Genomic DNA, 17,058 nt, shown 5'->3' with positions numbered 1-17,058 from the left:
AACGACCCTGCAATGAAAAAGATCAACCTCATTCTCGGCGCCGCGCTGGCGCTGTACCTGGCGTACCAGGCCTATGGCTCGTTCTACTACGGCACGCCGTATCAGGGCCGCGACTACAGCGCCGACCAGGCCTTCTACTACCAGAAGTACCGCTTGTTCAGCTGGCGCACCTGGATTCCCACCATGACCATGCCCGGCGATGGCGACAGCTCGCGCTACAGCGTTGGCGGCTACCTGCGGGTGTTCAAGGCCGACGGCACGCTGGTAGGGCAGTCCTATGACGGCTGCATCGCGGTGGTGGAAGTGTTCTGGTACGACGACGCAGTGGGTGGCTTCGGCTGCAGCGAGCACTTGATCGCGCTGCCCACGAAGGCCACGACGGGCTGAGCGCCCAGTCGCGGTTTGCGGGCCCTGTCGATCGCTTCAGGCCCCGGCCTTCCACAAGCCGAACTTGCCCGCCAGATCCAGCTTGGGATCACGCACCCGGGTCAGGTTGATCGCGGCGCCGGACCAGCCGCCCTCCATCTCTTCAGTCAGGTGGTACTTCAACAGGTTGTACTGGATCGCCGTCCCCCCCAGTTGCTGGTAGCCGATGCGTGAGGTCACCGCCTCCAGCAAGCTGGAAATCAGGTATTGCAGCGGCGTTTCGTAGGCCTTGATGGCGATGCCGTAGTCGAAGCTCTCAGCGTTGCTTTCGCGAAAGCAACCGAAGAATTCCTGCTTGCTCATGCTGCTGGACATGGCCGTGTTGTAGCTCTGGCGACAGGCCTCCAGGTCGGCGGCGCCGGGCCGGGGCAGGGCCAGGTGGTTGTTGAGGTTCTTCAGGGTCACACAGCCCTGGGTGGCAATGACCTCGGGCATCAGGGTCACGTCCAGTTCACCGGCACGGTCGGGGATGTTGTGCCAGGCGTTCAGGCTGTTGCGCAAAAGCTCCAGGCTGCTGCCGGGGTAGCCTCGATACCCGTACACATAGGCTGGCGGCAACACCAGGCCCATGACCGAATTCATCTGCGACACCGTCAGGTTCTGATAGTCGCGTCCATAGATGCGGGCGCTGTACTCGTCCAGGGAGTGGCGCAGCACCGAGGGCTTGAGGTTGCGCACCGACTTGCCGTTCTCCAGCGCCTCGAACAGGCTCTTCTCGTTGAGTTGGGACTTGACCTCCACGGTGGCGATCACCCCTTCGATCAGGTACACGTCCGCCGAGCCGAAGGTACGCAGCGTGGGGAAGTCGTTGCGGTAGATGATCAGGTCGATCTGCTTGGAGATGCTCCCTTCGGAGTCGATGATCTGCCCGGCACCGATGCTGATGTTGCTCGGCAGAAAGCGCTTGAGGACGTCACGGATGAAACTCTCCCGGGCGTCACCGAGGACGCCGGAGTGGCTGGCGATGGTGCTGCTGACGCTGAAGCTGCTTTCCAGGACCCGGGCGATGGATTTCGCCCATTTGCTGATGATTGCCATGGGGCTTCCTTGGGGATCAGGGGACGAGCAAGTCGAAATGGCCTGTGGCCAGGGGGTCGCCGTTGACCAGCAATCGCACGCCGTGGCGCCCCGGATAGTGGCGGCGGGTGGTCAGTTCGCGGATCTGCTGGCTGCGGCCAAGCTCCACCTGGGCCAGGCCTTGCAGGGTGAAGGTCTTGAGCTTGAACACCTTGCTCGCGGTGGCGCCGGAGGCCTTGACGTAGTCGATGGCGTAATCCACCACCAGGCGCTGTTCGTGCGAGCAGGTGGAGACCAGGGTCAGGGACAGGTTGAGGCTGTCCCCCAGGCGCAATTGCCCGGGGGCCACCTGGAAGCGGCAAACCTGGACCTCGGCCCGGGCCCCGGCGCCGATCAGCGCCAGGGCCCGGCGGTCGCCCTGCTTGATCAGGCTGCGCAAGGCATGACGGGCAATCCAGGCACTGTGCGGCTGCTCCAGGGGCCAGCCTTCAAGACGTTCCAGGACCCACTGCGGGTGCTCTTTGGTGATGTCGTTGAGGTGGTTGGCCACCGACTTGCGCACGTACAGGCTGGGGTCATTGCGCAGGTGTTCGAGGATCGGCGCCGCCAGTTGCGGGTCGGCCTGCAACTGCTCCAGGCGGAACGACCAGGGCAGGCGCGGGCGGCTGCCTTCGCTGGCCAGGCGGCGTACGTGTTCATCGCTGTCCGTGGCCCACTCGTGCATCACGGCCAGCGTGCGCTGGCAGTCCTGGCGCAAGAAGTGGCGCACGGCGAATTCCGATGAGCCGAAGCCGGTGAAATACTTCAGCGCCGCCATGGACAGCTCGAAGTCATGCAGGCCGTAGCTGGCCACGTAGTGGGGCAGGAAGATGCACACGAAGCGGCTGTTCAGGCGCGGCGCCAGGGCTTGCAGCAGCTCCAGGCTGCTGGGGTAGTCCAGGCCCAGTACCTGGTGCAGGCTCTCGCTGACCCGGGCCAGGCGCTGCATCAGCGACAGCTCGGCGAGGCCGTGGCCGGCCCGTTGCAGGAACCCCTGGCGGTCGAAGGCCGGGTGCACCGCGTGCATGGCGTCGGCGATATGCATCAGGCGCTGCTGGTTGAAGATTTCCTTGAGGGCCGGGGCGTTCTCTGGGGTCGAGCTCATCGGGCGTATCCATTCAAAGGCGAGGCGGCGCTCACTTTACACAAGCGCTCCTGACAGAACCTGACGGTAGTCGCTCAAGTGCACCGCGAGATTCAAAGCACTTTCCGGCGCCCTCACGACCGCCTTCGCCGGCAAGCCGGCTCCTACGGTGAAATGTGGTGTTTGGGCCACCGTAGGAGCTGGCTTGCCAGCGAAGGCGTCGGCCGGGGCGATGCATGACTTACGGGCCCCTTCGCCGGCAAGCCGGCTCCTACAGCGAAATGCGGTGTTTGGGCCTCCGTAGGAGCTGGCTCGCCAGCGAAGGGTACACCACGGCCCTCAGATCATTCCCCGGCGTCCTTGAGACCGCCTTCACCGGCAAGCCGACTCCTGCGAGGTGGCGCAGGGCCTGGCGCCTCAGCGCATCGGCGGCAGCGGGCTTTCGATCTGTTCGTCCTGTTCGTCGGCTTCGAACAGCCGGGCCAGTTCGGCGCGGGCTTCCTGGGCGCTTTGCAGGACCTTGGCGGCGTCGTCGTAGACGGCATGCTGGGCCGCCAGCAGTTGTTCGTCGTGCTGGGTGAAACGCTGGATCCGCGAATCGGCCTGGGCCTGGCTCAAGCCCAGCCCCACCAAGGTGCGGCGGCTCATTTCCAGGCTGGAATAGTAGGTCTCCCGCACCGCCTGGGCCCCCAGGTCCACCAGCCGGTGCACGTGCTGGCGGTTGCGCGCCCGGGCGATGATCTTCAGGTGCGGGTAGAGCCGGCTGACCTGCTCGGCGGTCTTGATATTGGTTTCCGGGTCGTCGGTGGCAATGACGAAGTACTCCGCTTCGCCGACCTTGGCCGCGCTGAGGATCTCCGGGCGCAACGGGTCGCCGTAAAACACCGGCATGCCGCCGAAACTGCGGATCAGTTCGATGGTTTCCACCGAAGTGTCCAGGGCCACGAAGGGCACTTTCTGTGCCCGCAGGATCCGCGCCACGATCTGCCCCATGCGGCCCATGCCGGCAATCACCACCCGCGGCCCGTCGGAATCGATCCGGCGATACTCGGCGGGCATTTCCACCGGCTTGGCCTTGGGTTTCAGCCAGCGGGTGCAGGCCAGCAACAGCAGTGGGGTGAGGGCCATGGACAGGGTGATGGTCAGCACCAGCAGGTCATACAGGCGGGGCTCGAACAGGCCCTGGTCGCGGCCGATCTTGAACACCACGAAAGCGAACTCGCCGCCCGCCGCCAGCACCACCCCGAGGCGCACCGCACTCTCGCGTCCCAGGCCACCGGCCAGGCGCCCGACCACGAACAGCAGCGGCAGCTTGAGGGCGATCAGCAGCAGGGTCAGGCCCAGCACCGCGATGGGCGCGCTGAGCAGCAGGCTGATATTGGCGCCCATGCCGACGCTGATGAAGAACAGCCCCAGCAGCAGGCCCTTGAAGGGTTCGATCTGCGCTTCCAGCTCGTGGCGGTATTCCGAGTCCGCCAGCAGCAGGCCGGCGAGGAAGGCGCCCAGGGCCATGGACACGCCCACCAGGTCCATCAGCCAGGCGGTGCCGATCACCACCAGCAAGGCAGTGGCGGTGGAGACTTCCGGCAAGCGAGTCTTGGCCACGATGCGAAACACCGGGCGCAGCAGGTAACGCCCGCCCACCACCACCACGGCGATGCTGCCCAGCACTTGCAGGCCGTGGCGCAGGTCCTCGGCGCTGCTGGTGTGGTGATCGCCACCGGCCAGCACCGGGACCATGGCGATCAGTGGAATGGCGGCGATGTCCTGGAACAGCAGGATGGCGAAGGCCATGCGCCCATGAGGGCTGTTCAGCTCCTTGCGTTCGGCCAGGCTTTGCAGGCCCAGGGCGGTGGACGACAGGGCCAGGCCCAGGCCCAGGACAATGGCACTGTTGAGCGACTGGCCGAACAGAAACAGCGCCACCACGCCGATCAGCATCCCGGTCAGCAGCACCTGTGCCAGGCCGACGCCGAACACCGCCTTGCGCATCACCCACAGGCGCTTGGGCGACAGCTCCAGGCCGATGATGAACAACAGCAGCACCACCCCCAGTTCGGAGATATGGCTGACGCTCTGGGGGTTGCCCACCAGGCCCAGCACCGAGGGGCCGATCAGCACCCCGGCCAGCAGGTAGCCGAGCACGGCCCCCAGTTGCAGGCGCTTGGCCAGGGGCACGATGAGCACGGCGGCGCAGAGGAACACGACGGCGGCTTGTAGCAGGTTGCCTTCATGGGGCATCGGGGGGACTCCAGGGAGAACGGGGCGCAGGTGATGATAAAGGCTCGTCGGTGACGATGAGCGGATGGGTATTGCCAGTCTGCGCCCGGATAAAAACGGCGTGGATGTTCTGAGACTGGCGGTGCGCCCTGCAAGGCACGTCGGAGTATGGGAGAGCAGGAGGGGCGGGCGGGTCAGTGCGGCCACTGCTCCAGCAGAATCGAGACAAATTTTTCCGCGGCCGGCGATAGCGACGCGCCGCGCCGGGACACCAGCCCCAGGGTGCGATTGACCACGGGCTCGGTCAGCGGAACGCTGACCAGGGTCGGGTGATCGGCGGCCGGCATGGCCAGGCTCGGCATCGCCGAAACCCCGAGCCCGGCCTCCACCATGCCCAGTGACGTGGACAGGTGCTGCACCTCGTAGAACCACTGGGGACGCCAGCTCAAGCCGGACAGGGCATGGTCCAGCAACATGCGGTTGCCGCTCAGGCGACCGACGCCGATCAAGCGATAATCGCTGAGTTCCGACCAGGTCACCGAGCTGCGCTCGGCCAGTTCATGGTCGCGCCGGCAGGCCAGGACAAAGGGTTCGTTGACCAGGGGCACGAACTCGATGTCCGGGTGTTGGCCGCTCATCATGTTGATGCCGAAGTCCGCTTCGCCGCGCAGCACCGCTTCAAGGCCCTCGTTGGCGCTGAGGTCGAGCAGGCGGATGCGGATTTTCGGATAGCGCAGGTTATACAGGCGGATCACTGACGGCAGGAAGTAGAAGGCCGCCGTGGGGATGCAGGCCAGGGTCACCTGACCGATCTGCCGTTCTGCCAGCTCACGGATGTTGAGGATCGAGTCGTCGAAGTCGTCCAGCAGTCGTCGGGCCTTGGGCAGGAAGTCGCGACCGACGCTGGTCAGGCTGACCTTGCGCGTGGTGCGGTCGAGGAGCGCGGTGCCCAGGCCCTCTTCGAGCTTTTTCATACGTCGGCTCAGGGCGGGCTGGGACAGGTGCAAAGCGTCGGCGGCTTCGTGGAAACTCCCCAGTTCGGCGATTTTCACGAAAGATCTGATGTCCTGGAGCTCATATTCCATGCTGGTTTCTCAAGGCGGGCGTCGGGTGTGGCGGTGCCGGACACGATATTTAATTCATGCTCGTAACGCAATAATCTCTCTGATCTTTGCATTGGAAACACTTTTTAATCCCTGCCACTCTTGTGTCCAGAACATCAATTACCTCGATTGATCAACAAGAGTCAGTGTTCATGCAACGAATTCCTTGTGTGTTGATGCGCGGCGGCACCTCCAAAGGGCCGTTTTTTCTGGCCTGGGATCTGCCGGTGGCGGTGTCCGAACGTGATGAGCTGTTGCTCAACCTGATGGGCTCCGGCCATGAGCTGGAAATCGACGGCATCGGCGGTGGCAGCCCGCAAACCAGCAAGGTGGCGATCGTCAGTCCGTCGCTGCACCCGGACGCGGATGTCGATTACCTGTTCGTCCAGGTCATGGTGTCGCAGCGGCGGGTCGATACCGCGCCCAACTGCGGCAACATGCTATGCGCCGTCGGGCCTTTCGCGATCGAGCAGGGGCTGGTCAAGGCCACGGGGGCACAGACCCAGGTGCGGATTCGCAACCTCAACACCGGCACCCTGGTCAATGCCCAGGTCCAGACCCCCGATGGCAAGGTCAGCTACGAAGGCGACACCACCATTGACGGCGTGCCGGGCAGCGCGGCGCCGGTGGCCCTGACCTTTCTCGATGCCGCCGGCAGCAAGACCGGCCAGTTGTTTCCCACCGGCCGGCCTCGGGACCTGATCGACGGCATTGTCGTGACCTGCATCGACATGGCCATGCCCATGGTGCTGGTACAGGCGGCCTGCCTGGGCAAGCGCGGCGATGAAACCCCTGCCGAACTGGATGCCGATGCGGACTTTCTCCAGCGCCTGGAGAGCCTGCGGCTCAAGGCCGGCCTGGCCATGGGCCTGGGGGATGTCAGTGACAAAGTGATTCCCAAGCCGGTGCTGGTGTCCCGAGCCCGGGCCGGGGGCACCCTGGCGGTGCGCTATTTCATGCCCCACAACTGCCATCGGGCCCTGGCCATCACCGGCTCCATCGGCCTGGCTACCGCCAGTGTCACCGCCGGCAGCGTGGTGGCCGAGATGCTGGGCGGGGTCAGTGAACCGCGTCTGCACCAGGTTCGTATCGAACACCCCAGCGGGGCGATAGATGTCGTATTGTCCTACAGCGGAACCAGCCCCGAGACCATCCGCGCCTCGGTGGTCCGCACCGCTCGCCGATTGTTTTCCGGGTATGTCTACGCGCCGGCTTCACAGCGCCTGGCCGGTTAGTCGTTGCTGTCGACCCGCGTTGCATCAACACAATTCTAAAAATGGGTGATGCCATGAAAGTTGTTAAATCGCTCTATTTCCAGATCCTCTGCGCCGTGTTCCTCGGGGTCCTGGTGGGGCACTTCTGGGCCGCGCAAGCCATTGCCCTGAAGCCTCTGGGAGATGCCTTCATCAAGCTGATCAAGATGATGATCGCCCCCGTGGTGTTCTGCACCATCGTCACCGGCATCGCCGGCATGAGCGACAAGCGTTCCCTGGGGCGCCTGCTGAGCAAGACCATGCTGCTGTTCCTGGGCCTGACCCTGATCAGCCTGTTCATCGGCCTGGCGGCGGTCTACCTGTTCCAGCCCGGCGCGGGAATGAACATCGACCCCACCCGGTTGAACACCCAGGGGCTGTCCCAGTACACCGATTCGGCAGCCAAGCTGGGGGTGGTGGAGTTCTTCATGCACATCATTCCCGAGACCTTTGTCGGTGCCTTCAACAAGGGCGAGGTGCTGCCGGTGCTGTTTATCGCGGTGCTGTGCGGGTTTGCCCTGTCGTCCCTGGGCGAGCGCGGCAAGCCGGTGCTGGTGGTGCTGGAGTCGGCCTCGCAGATGGTGTTCAAGATCTTCTCCTACCTGATGCGTTTTGCCCCCGTCGGCGCCTTCGGGGCCCTGGCCTTTACGGTGGGCCAGTACGGCATCACCTCCCTGGGCGCCCTGGCCAAACTGATCATGACCCTCTATGTCGCCTGCGGCTTCTTTGTCTGCGTCGTGCTGGGCGGCATTTGCCGGGCCAACGGCTTCAGCCTCTGGAAGCTGCTGCGCTACCTGCGTGAAGAGTTCCTGGTGGTGCTCGGCACTTCGTCCACAGAACCGGTGATGCCGCGCATGCTGGAAAAACTCCAGGCCCTGGGCTGCAAGAAGAGCGTGGTAGGGCTGGTGCTGCCCACCGGCTATTCGTTCAACCTCGACGGCACGGCGATCTACCTGTCACTGGCGGCGATCTTCATTGCCCAGGCGTGCAATATCGAGCTGAGTGCCGGGCAGGTGGTCACCATGCTGGCGATCATGCTGCTGTCGTCCAAGGGCGCCGCCGGGGTGACCGGCAGCGGTTTCGTGGCCCTGGCCTCGACCCTGACGGTGATTCATGACATTCCCCTGGCAGGCCTGGCATTGCTGATCGGTATCGATCGCTTCATGTCCGAGGCCCGGGCCTTGACCAGCCTGGCCAGCAACGCAGTGGCAACCGTGGTGATCGCCCTTTCGGAGCAGGCCTGCGACCGCCAGGTGCTGTTGCGCACGCTCGATGGCCAGCCGCTTGCGGCCCAGGCTGCTGCCGCCGATGACAGCCCAGCCGCCGCTCTGGCGAGCAAGCTCGGCTAGACCCGCCAAGCACCAGCGCTTTACCCCAAGTACCGACTCAACACCTGTGCCGGGCGCCCCTGAGGGGCGCCCGGTGCCCGGGTGGCCGCGCCTGCGTGCCGGTCACGCTCACCATAAAAACAAGAGAATCGACTTATGCTCGCCTTACTCGGCCTCGCCATGGTGGTGGTCTTCACCTTCCTGATCATGACCAAGCGCCTGTCGCCCATTGTGGCGTTGACCCTGGTGCCGATCGTTTTCGCGGTGCTCGGCGGGTTTGCCGGCAGCACCGGCAAGATGATGCTCGACGGCCTGAAAATGGTCGCGCCGTCGGCGGCGCTGTTGCTGTTCGCCATTCTGTTCTTCGGCTTGATGATCGATTCGGGGCTGTTCGATCCGCTGATCCGCAAGATTCTCAAACGGGTCAATGGCGATCCGACCAAGATCGCCATCGGCACCGCGTTGCTGTCGCTGGTGGTCGCCCTGGACGGCGACGGCACCACCACCTACATGATTACCTGCGCGGCCATGCTGCCGCTGTACAAGCGCATCGGCATGAACCCCATGATCCTCGCCACCATTTCCATGCTGTCCTTAAGCATCATGAGCGGCATGACCCCCTGGGGCGGGCCGGCCACGCGCGCCATCGCCGCCCTGGGCCTGGATGCCGGCGAGTACTTCGTGCCGCTGCTGCCGACCATGATCGGCGGCGCCGCCTGGGTGGTGTTTACCGCCTACCTGCTGGGCCGGGCCGAACGCAAGCGCATCGGCAATACCCAACTGCAAAGCGGCGGTGGCGACTGCTACATCAAGGCGATTCTCGAAGACACCCCTCACAAACGGCCCAAGCTGGCCTACGTCAATCTGCTGCTGGTGATGGCGGTGATGACCGCGCTGGTGCTGGGGCTGATGCACTCGGCGGTGCTGTTCCTGATCGGTTTTGTCCTGGCCTTGATGATCAACTACCCACAGCTGGATATTCAGAAGGAGCGCATTCTCGCCCACTCGGGTAACGCCATGACCGTGGTGCTGCTGGTGTTCGCCGCGGGGATCTTCGCCGGGATTTTCTCCGGCACCAAGATGGTCGACGCCCTGGCGCAGACCCTGGTGGACTGGATTCCGCCGTCCTGGGGTCACCTGTTCCCGCTGGTGGTGGCGCTGACCAGCATGCCGCTGACCTTCGTCCTGTCCAACGATGCCTACTACTTCGGCGTGGTGCCGATCCTGGCCAACGCGGCGGCGGCCTATGGCATTTCCCCCCTGGAAATCGCCCGGGCCTCGATCCTCGGCCAGCCGGTGCACCTGATGAGCCCGCTGGTGGCCTCGACCCTGCTGCTGGTGGGCATGGTGGACCGTGACATTGGCGACTTCCAGAAAGCCACGGTGAAGTGGGCCGTGCTGACCTCTCTGGTGATTACCGCCCTGGCCTTGCTGACCGGCGCCCTGACCCTGTTCGTCTGATTCGTTCGAAACCCTCTTTGGTGGCCCGGCGCGCTTGTTTCAGGGGCGCCAGGGACAACTGCGCCTTGAATAACAATAACGAGAACTACCTCATGAGCTATTGGCACACTCGCACCTTGATTCTGTCCAGCCTGAGCCTGCTGCCCCTGGCGGCGGCCCAGGGCGCTGGCTTCATCGATGACAGCAGCCTCAAGCTGCAACTGCGCAACGTCTATTTCAACGAGAACTTCCGCGACGAACACGGGCTCAGCGCCAAGGCCGCGCGCACGGCCAAGAGCGAGCGCACTGAATGGGCCCAGGGTTTCCTGCTCGATTATCAGTCCGGATTCACCCCGGGCACCCTGGGGTTCGGGGTCGATGCCCTGGGACTGCTGGGGGTTCGGCTCGATTCCGGCAAGGGCCGCAGTGGAACGGGGCTGCTGCCGGTGCACGACGACGGTCGCGCCGCGAGCGAATTTGCCAGTGCCGGCGCCACGGCCAAGTTGCGGCTGGCCAAGACCACCCTCAAGTACGGCACCCTGCTGCCCAAGACCCCGGTGCTGGTCTACAACGATGCCCGTCTGTTGCCGCAGACCTATCAGGGCACCCAGCTCACCAGCACGGATATCGACGGCCTGAGCTTGACCGGCGGCTATCTGCAGCGCTTCAAACTGCGCGATTCCACCGACAGCGTGGGGCTGGCCCCCGACGGCTACAGCGGCGGCCAGTCCGGGGACTTCCGCTACGGCGGGGCCGAATACAAATGGAGCAAGACCCTGCGCCTGAGCTATTTCCATGGCGAGCTTGAGAACTTCTATCGGCAGGACTTCGTCGGCCTCCAGCATGACCTGGCGCTGGGGCAGGGCACGTTGACCAGCGACCTGCGCTACTTTCGCAGCGCCGATTCAGGCGCGGCGTTTGACGGCAAGATCGACAACCGCATGCTCAGCGGCCAACTGACCTACGCGATCGCCGGGCATTCCCTTGGCGGCGGCTATCAGCGCCTCAGTGGCGATGCCGGCTTGCCCTATATCAGCGGCGCCACGGTCTACTCCTTCAGCAACGCCGGCATCGGCAAGTTCATCGAGGAGGGCGAGAAGACCTGGATGCTCGGCTACGGCTACAACTTCGCCGGCCTCGGTGTCCCCGGCCTGACCTTCAGTTCCCGCTACCTGAGTGGCAATGACGGCAAGTCCAATACCCGGGTCGATGAGTGGGAGCGCGACAGCGAACTGGCCTACGTCCTCCAGCAGGGCTCGTTCAAGGGGCTGGGGGTGAAGCTGCGCAATTATGTGTATCGCTCCGACTACGCCCGTGGACGCGACAGCAACCGCCTCTACATCACTTACGACATTGCCCTCTGGTAGCGCAGTTACAGTGGCTTGAAGCGTCCATCCCACTGCGGGTCCAGGCGCTGGATGCGCGCAGCCAGCGGTGGGTGGGTGGCCATCAGGCGGCCCAGGCGCAGTTTCACCCCCTGGTGAAAATACAGGTGGCTGTACTGCGCGGCGGCGAAGGCGCGCAGGCGTGAGCCGGCGCTGCTGCCGCCGATCTTTTTCAGGGCCCCGGCAATGCCCTGAGGGTTGCGGGTGAACTGCACCGCCGAGGCATCGGCGAGAAACTCGCGCTGGCGGCAGATGGCGGCCTTGATCAGGTTGCCCAGCAGGCTGCCCAGGGAACCGAAGATCAGCAGGGCCAGGCCCAGCACGGCGAACACGATCTGCCAGAAGAAGCGGTGGCGGTCACTGCCCAGGTGCTGCTTTTCAGCCTGGCGCAGCACCGCGATGCCGGCGAGGCTGAACACCAGCAGGCCGTGGATCACCGCCAGCAAGCGGGTGTTGAGGCGCATGTCGCCGTTGTGAATGTGGCTGAACTCATGGGCGACCAAGCCCTGCAATTCGTCGCGGTCCAGATGGACGAGAGCTCCGCGGGTGATGCCGAGCACGGCCTGCTGCGGGGTCAGCCCGGCGGCGAAGGCATTGATCGCGTCTTCCGGCAGCACATACACCGCAGGCATGGTGGCGCCCGAGGCCAGGGCCATTTCCTCGACGATATTGAGCAGTCGCTGTTCCTCGCTGCCCCGCGGCGAATCGTTGATCAGGCGTCCGCCCAAGTGCTCGGCGATCACCTTGCCGCCGGCCCGCAGGCGCCAGGTCTTGTACCAACTGCCCAGCAGCACCACCAGCAGCATGAGCAGTGCCACGACTGCGACGACGATCCAGTTCAGCACCTTGGGCTGGCCGTACTCCTGGCTCAGCTCGCGCCATAACAGGCCCAGCCCCAGGCTGCTGAGGCTGACCAGGGTGGTCACCGCCAGGGTCATCAACAACAGCAGTTTGAGGGTGTGGCGCCGGGCACGGGCCTGGTGTTGAAAGAACTTCATGCAGGTTTCCGGGGGCAGGTGCAGTTACTGGAAGGAGACTTTGCTGGCGTCTTGAATGCGCGCGCTGTCGGCAAATTGCAGCAGGGCGGCATCGGCCCGGTGGCCGAACAGCCCGGCGAAAAACAGCGCCGGCACCCGCTGCTTGCACAGGTTGTAGTCGGTCACTGCATCGTTGAAGGCCTGGCGCGCATAGGCGACCTTGTTCTCGGTGCTGATCAGTTCTTCGCTGAGTTGCGCCATGTTCTGCGAGGCCTTGAGTTCCGGGTAGGCCTCCAGGCTCAGGTGCAGGCGGTCGAGGACCTGGTCCAGGGCACCCTGGTCCTGGCCCAGGCGGGCGATGCGTGCGCTGTCGCCGGGTTGCGCGGCGGCGGCTTGCAGGCTATCCCGGGCACTGTTGCGGGCCTCGGCCAGGGCGGTCAGGGTCTGGCGCTCGTGCTGCAGGTAGCCCTTGACGGTTTCCAGCAGGTTGGGGATCAGGTCGTAGCGGCGCTTGAGTTGCACCTCGATCTGGGCGAAGGCATTGCGCAGACGGGTACGCCGGGTGGTCAGGCGGTTGTAGAGGCTGACCAGGTACAGCGCCAGAGCGGCGAGCAGCACCAGGGCGACGATATCGGCGGTGGCCATGGGATGTCCTTATCGAGTGAGGCGTGGGGGCGGCAATGGTAACGGAATCTTCCTGTTCGGTGACACACCTTCGCCGGCGACCCGTCAATGATTGCCAAGGGCCGGCAATTCTGCGAAAAAGCGCTCGGCTTGCGCGGGGGCCGAAAGGCACCGCTGCCTATTATTCAATGAACCAGGGACAGGTGATGGACAAGATCATGCTCAGGTTGACGGTGGTGGACGACTATCCGCCGGTGGCCAGCGAAGGGGTCTGGGCCGAACGCCAGCCCGATGGCCTGTACCGTATCGCCAACCTTCCGTTCTACTCCCAGGATGCCTGTTACGAGGACGACGTCGAAGTCCAGGTGGAGGCCGATGGCCTGAAGTGGTTCAGGCGGGTCGGGCGCAGCAGTGGCAACAGCACGTTGCGCCTGGTGTTCTTTGACGCCGGCAGGGCCCGGACCCCCGAGGTGCTGGCGCGGATCAACGCCCTGGGCTGCAGCTGGGAGGGCATGAGCAAGGCGTTCCTTGCTGTCAATGTGCCTGCCTCGGTGTCGCTGGACAGCGTGCTGGAGTACCTGCAGGAGTGCTTTGAGCAGGATTGGCTGGATTATGAAAGCGGGCTGTTGCGCCAGTGACCGCGAATAAGGAGCAAGGAGCGATGAGTTTGAAATTTCATGCCACTGGCTACAGTGCCTGCACTGAAGACGAGGTGCAGATCCTGGGCTTTGCCGACGACGGGCAGCCGCCCGGGCACTACCTGCTGTTGCAGCGCGCCGAATGCTTTGACGAGCAGGACCGGCAGTTGGGCATGGACACTTACCATGTCGAACTGGGCGGCCAGGCAGTGTCCGGCTATGGCGGCATCCGCCAGGTGCTGCTGGCCCCGGGCCGCCTGACCCTGCATTTTGGCGATTCCCAGGCCTGGTGCCGGGGCTTGCCCAGCCTTGAGATCAGCTGGAAGCCGGGGCTCGCCAGCGTCGAGGAGGTCGCGATGGCGCTGGGGGCGATCTTTCTCGATACCGATACCCTGATCGAGGTGGCGCCACAGTGATTGCCAAGCCGGGGCAATTCTGCGAAAAAGCGCGCCGCAGTCCCGTGACGGGGCAATGCTTGAACGGGAGTGAACCATGAGCGACGAATTGCAGGTCATCGATATCCAGCCGGGCGACGGCAAGGCTGTGGTCAAGGGCGCCTTGATCACCACCCAGTACCGGGGCTTTCTGGAGGACGGCAGCAGCTTCGACTCCTCCTATGATCGTGGCAAGCCGTTCCAGTGCGTGATCGGCACCGGCCGGGTGATCAAGGGCTGGGACCAGGGCCTGATGGGCATGCAGGTGGGCGGCAAGCGCAAGCTGCTGGTGCCGGCGCACCTGGGTTATGGCGAGCGTTCCATGGGCGCCATCCCGCCCAATTCCAACCTGATCTTCGAGATCGAGTTGCTGGAAGTGCTGACCCGGGACGATTGAAGGCTTGAGGAGCGAGGGGCCGATGCGTGCCAATAAAGCCTGCCCGGTGGTGCTGCGCCATTCCACCGAGCTGGAGATCCTGGCTTTCCGCCATCCGCTGGCCGGCCTGCAACTGGTCAAGGGCACGGTGGAGGCGGGGGAGTCCACGGCTACTGCAGCCGTTCGCGAGCTGGCGGAAGAGGCCGGTGTCCAGGCCGGGGAAAGCGGTTTCCTGGGGCTCTGGCATTCGGGTTTCTGCGGCCAGGTGTGGGCCTTCCATGAATGCCGGGTGCCAGCGCCGTTGCCGGAAAGCTGGAGCCATTTCACCGCGGATGACGGCGGCCATCGGTTCGAGTTTTTCTGGCAGCCCCTGGCCAGCTTGCCGTCGGAGCAATGGCACCCGCTGTTCCAGGGCGCCCTGGGATTCCTGCGCCAACGCCTGCTGGGCGAAGGCGCCGAGGCCTAGGCAGCGGCTTATTGCCCGAGACGGTAGTGGTTGTTGCCGCTGCGCCGGGCCTCGTACATCGCCTGGAAGCCGAACATGCCGTAGATCGCCTCCGACCAGTACAGGCGCTGGGTATCGACCTCCCAGTCCCAGGTGTCGATCCGCGCAAAATATTGGCTGCGCTTGAACCGTTCGGCATCGTCGGGCCGGCTTGCGTTGTCGAGGGCAGGGGAGCAAGATGCGCTCTATATAGGTATAGGGGGTATAGGTATGTCACACACTCATGCGCAGAAAGATGAGCTGCTCAAGCGGGTCCGGCGCATTCTCGGCCAGGTCCAGGCTGTGGAGCGAGCCCTGGAAAGCGGGGCCGACTGCGGCAAGACCCTGCACCTGGTGGCCGCCACTCGGGGCGCCATCAGCGGCCTGATGGGCGAGATCATCGAAGCCCATGCTCTGGAGCACGTGGCCAACCCCGAGCTCAGCGATGCCGAGCGGGCCCGGGGCGTGGATGAACTGCTTGAAGCCATCCGCCGTTATTCCAAGTAGGAGCCGCTCATGAACCTGTCTCAGCAGGCTGCACACCTGGCCCACGATCATCAGTTTCTCGGTGCTGATCACGACGACAACGCCCGCCGCACGCTGTGGGTGGTGCTGTTGACGGTGGTGATGATGGCGGGAGAGATCGTCGCCGGTTACCTCACCGGTTCCATGGCCCTGCTGGCCGATGGGCTGCACATGGCCACCCACGCCGGGGCCCTGGGCATCGCGGCGGCGGCCTATGGTTTTGCCCGGCGCAATGCCGGCAACCGGCGTTTCAGTTTCGGCACCGGCAAGGTCGGCGACCTGGCGGGCTTTGCCTCGGCCATCATTCTCGGCCTGGTGGCGCTGGGCATTGCCGGCGAATCCCTGGTGCGGCTGTTCCAGCCCACTCGCGTGGCCTTTGGCGAAGCCACGCTGATCGCCGTGGCGGGGTTGCTGGTGAACATTCTCAGCGCCTGGCTGCTGGGCGGGGGGCACGACCATCATGGCCATTCCCACGGCCACTCTCATGATCACGAGCATCACGAGCATCACGAGCATCACGAGCATCACGAGCATCACCAGTCGAACCGGGCCGGGGGCGACAACAACCTGCGTTCGGTCTATGTGCATGTTTTGGCCGATGCCCTGACGTCGGTGCTGGCCATTGCCGCGCTGCTGGCCGGGCGCTACCTGGGTTGGGTCTGGCTCGACCCTGCGATGGGCATTGTCGGCGCGCTGGTGATTGCCCGCTGGTCCTATGCCCTGATCAAGTCCAGCGCCGCGGTGCTGCTCGATGCCAGCGATGAGCAGGTGGCCGGGCAGATCCGCGCATCGGTGGAAGGGCCGGGGGATGCCAGTATCGTCGACCTGCACGTGTGGCAGGTGGGCCCCGGGGCCCGGGCGGCGATTGTCAGTGTGGTGGCCCGGGCCTCGCTCAGTGCCGAGACCGTGCGTGCGCGCCTGGCCGCGCTGCCCGGGCTGTCGCACCTGACCCTGGAATTGCGCAGCGTCTGAAGCCGGGCGCCTCAGGTGGCGCCCGGGCGGTAAAGTTCCAGCAGCGAATAGGCCAGCCCCACCACGGCCACTGCCAGCAGCACCAGGCTCGACACCCCCGTCACCAGGCGCTTGTACTTCAGCGAGAAGCCCTGGCGTGCCACCAGGATATAGGCCCCCAGCACCGCCAGGTCGATCAGTACCCAGACCAGGGTCAGCAGCAGGGCGCTGTGTTCGAAGGTACGGCCGACCTGGATGAACTGGGGGAAGAACGAGATAAAGAAGATGATGTCCTTGGGGTTGCCGATGCCCACCACAAAGCCGGTGGCCAGGCCCCTGCCGCGTCCGGCCAGGTTTTTTTCCGGTGCTTGCGCAGCGGGTTGGGCGGCCGCCTCGCGCAACCCCTGCACGGCCAGCCAGGCAATGAAGCAGCAGCCCAGCACGCTGATCCAGTGGATCAGCCGTGGATCCAGGGCCAGCCCGCCGGAGAGCATCAGCACCGCCAGCAGGGCCAGCAGCAACGACGCCGCGTTGGTGCCCAGGGCGGTCAGCAGCGCCTGGCGCGGGCCGGCGTTCATGCTGGTGCTGACGATCAGCGCCACCACCGGCCCCGGGGTCGCTACCAGCATCAGCACGCTCAGGGTATAGGCCAGCAATAACGACATGTTCACATCCACCCGGCAACTCCTCGATCATTGGCAAAGGCCCTAGCCTGAAGGCTTGAGCCTGCGTTGAAAAACGCAAAAAGCTGTGA

18 protein-coding genes and 1 pseudogene are annotated in these 17,058 nt (G+C 64.7%); 11 read left to right on the top strand and 8 right to left on the bottom strand.

The window, feature by feature from the left end:
- Positions 1 to 12 precede the first annotated feature (12 nt).
- On the top strand, positions 13 to 387 hold the full coding sequence (locus tag M2395_RS08480) for a hypothetical protein (protein ID WP_019094398.1): 375 nt from the start codon (positions 13 to 15) through the stop codon (positions 385 to 387).
- A 36-nt stretch (positions 388 to 423) separates the two neighbouring features.
- Here the strand turns inward: M2395_RS08480 and M2395_RS08475 are convergent, their stop codons facing one another.
- The 4 genes from M2395_RS08475 to M2395_RS08460 all read right to left on the bottom strand — a co-directional run bounded on the left by M2395_RS08475 (position 424) and on the right by M2395_RS08460 (position 5,871).
- Positions 424 to 1,464: a DUF6602 domain-containing protein gene (locus tag M2395_RS08475; protein ID WP_011060790.1), complete on the bottom strand. Its 1,041-nt coding sequence runs from the start codon at positions 1,462 to 1,464 to the stop codon at positions 424 to 426.
- A 16-nt stretch (positions 1,465 to 1,480) separates the two neighbouring features.
- The gene (locus M2395_RS08470) at positions 1,481 to 2,587 is read right to left on the bottom strand and encodes a DNA alkylation repair protein (RefSeq protein ID WP_123430966.1); all 1,107 of its coding nucleotides are present in this window, start codon (positions 2,585 to 2,587) and stop codon (positions 1,481 to 1,483) included.
- 396 nt (positions 2,588 to 2,983) lie between these two features.
- Positions 2,984 to 4,807: a monovalent cation:proton antiporter-2 (CPA2) family protein gene (locus tag M2395_RS08465; RefSeq protein ID WP_011060792.1), complete on the bottom strand. Its 1,824-nt coding sequence runs from the start codon at positions 4,805 to 4,807 to the stop codon at positions 2,984 to 2,986.
- Positions 4,808 to 4,980: 173 nt separating this feature from the next.
- The gene (locus tag M2395_RS08460; RefSeq protein ID WP_011060793.1) at positions 4,981 to 5,871 is read right to left on the bottom strand and encodes a LysR family transcriptional regulator; all 891 of its coding nucleotides are present in this window, start codon (positions 5,869 to 5,871) and stop codon (positions 4,981 to 4,983) included.
- 170 nt (positions 5,872 to 6,041) lie between these two features.
- Here M2395_RS08460 and M2395_RS08455 point away from each other — a divergent pair, with 170 nt between their 5' ends.
- The 4 genes from M2395_RS08455 (at position 6,042) to M2395_RS08440 (ending at position 11,277) form a co-directional block, all read left to right on the top strand.
- A complete protein-coding gene (locus M2395_RS08455) occupies positions 6,042 to 7,124 on the top strand; it encodes a 4-oxalomesaconate tautomerase (protein WP_123430965.1) in 1,083 nt (360 codons plus the stop codon).
- 41 nt (positions 7,125 to 7,165) lie between these two features.
- Positions 7,166 to 8,491: a C4-dicarboxylate transporter DctA gene (dctA, locus tag M2395_RS08450; protein ID WP_123430964.1), complete on the top strand. Its 1,326-nt coding sequence runs from the start codon at positions 7,166 to 7,168 to the stop codon at positions 8,489 to 8,491.
- A gap of 135 nt (positions 8,492 to 8,626) precedes the next feature.
- Positions 8,627 to 9,931 carry a CitMHS family transporter gene (locus tag M2395_RS08445; RefSeq protein WP_123430963.1) on the top strand — a complete coding sequence of 435 codons (1,305 nt, stop codon included), beginning with the start codon at positions 8,627 to 8,629 and terminating at the stop codon, positions 9,929 to 9,931.
- A 92-nt stretch (positions 9,932 to 10,023) separates the two neighbouring features.
- The gene (locus M2395_RS08440) at positions 10,024 to 11,277 is read left to right on the top strand and encodes an OprD family porin (protein ID WP_123430962.1); all 1,254 of its coding nucleotides are present in this window, start codon (positions 10,024 to 10,026) and stop codon (positions 11,275 to 11,277) included.
- Between the two features lie 5 nt (positions 11,278 to 11,282).
- Here the strand turns inward: M2395_RS08440 and M2395_RS08435 are convergent, their stop codons facing one another.
- Complete coding sequence (locus M2395_RS08435; protein WP_123430961.1) at positions 11,283 to 12,293, bottom strand: M48 family metallopeptidase; 1,011 nt, start codon at positions 12,291 to 12,293, stop codon at positions 11,283 to 11,285.
- Positions 12,294 to 12,317: 24 nt separating this feature from the next.
- Entirely contained in the window at positions 12,318 to 12,917 is a 600-nt protein-coding gene (locus tag M2395_RS08430; protein WP_123430960.1) for a LemA family protein, read from the bottom strand.
- Between the two features lie 185 nt (positions 12,918 to 13,102).
- Between M2395_RS08430 and M2395_RS08425 the strand changes: the two genes are divergently transcribed.
- From M2395_RS08425 to M2395_RS08410, 4 genes are all read left to right on the top strand, one after another.
- A complete protein-coding gene (locus tag M2395_RS08425) occupies positions 13,103 to 13,534 on the top strand; it encodes a DUF4265 domain-containing protein (protein WP_019094391.1) in 432 nt (143 codons plus the stop codon).
- Between the two features lie 23 nt (positions 13,535 to 13,557).
- Complete coding sequence (locus M2395_RS08420; protein WP_019094390.1) at positions 13,558 to 13,950, top strand: Imm10 family immunity protein; 393 nt, start codon at positions 13,558 to 13,560, stop codon at positions 13,948 to 13,950.
- Positions 13,951 to 14,026: 76 nt separating this feature from the next.
- Positions 14,027 to 14,365, top strand: coding sequence for an FKBP-type peptidyl-prolyl cis-trans isomerase (locus tag M2395_RS08415; RefSeq protein WP_011060802.1), 339 nt, complete (start codon positions 14,027 to 14,029; stop codon positions 14,363 to 14,365).
- A 22-nt stretch (positions 14,366 to 14,387) separates the two neighbouring features.
- Positions 14,388 to 14,810 carry an NUDIX domain-containing protein gene (locus M2395_RS08410; protein WP_019094389.1) on the top strand — a complete coding sequence of 141 codons (423 nt, stop codon included), beginning with the start codon at positions 14,388 to 14,390 and terminating at the stop codon, positions 14,808 to 14,810.
- Positions 14,811 to 14,872: 62 nt separating this feature from the next.
- Here M2395_RS08410 and M2395_RS08405 read toward each other — a convergent pair.
- Positions 14,873 to 14,992 (bottom strand): annotated as a pseudogene (locus tag M2395_RS08405) (diguanylate cyclase); the annotation flags it as partial.
- A gap of 67 nt (positions 14,993 to 15,059) precedes the next feature.
- On the opposite strand from M2395_RS08405, the gene M2395_RS08400 reads away from it, so the two are divergent.
- Together M2395_RS08400 and dmeF are read left to right on the top strand one after the other, a co-directional pair.
- Positions 15,060 to 15,335: a metal/formaldehyde-sensitive transcriptional repressor gene (locus M2395_RS08400; RefSeq protein ID WP_011060804.1), complete on the top strand. Its 276-nt coding sequence runs from the start codon at positions 15,060 to 15,062 to the stop codon at positions 15,333 to 15,335.
- A gap of 9 nt (positions 15,336 to 15,344) precedes the next feature.
- Positions 15,345 to 16,325: a CDF family Co(II)/Ni(II) efflux transporter DmeF gene (dmeF, locus tag M2395_RS08395; RefSeq protein ID WP_123430959.1), complete on the top strand. Its 981-nt coding sequence runs from the start codon at positions 15,345 to 15,347 to the stop codon at positions 16,323 to 16,325.
- 11 nt (positions 16,326 to 16,336) lie between these two features.
- Here the strand turns inward: dmeF and M2395_RS08390 are convergent, their stop codons facing one another.
- The gene (locus tag M2395_RS08390) at positions 16,337 to 16,975 is read right to left on the bottom strand and encodes a LysE family translocator (RefSeq protein WP_185057796.1); all 639 of its coding nucleotides are present in this window, start codon (positions 16,973 to 16,975) and stop codon (positions 16,337 to 16,339) included.
- Between the last annotated feature and the right edge of the window lie 83 nt (positions 16,976 to 17,058).

The organism is Pseudomonas sp. BIGb0176, from assembly GCF_024810175.1.
Taxonomy (GTDB): Bacteria; Pseudomonadota; Gammaproteobacteria; order Pseudomonadales; family Pseudomonadaceae; genus Aquipseudomonas; species Aquipseudomonas protegens.
The sequence above is the reverse complement of the archived record's forward strand: the minus strand, read 5'-3'. Positions and strand labels throughout refer to the sequence as shown.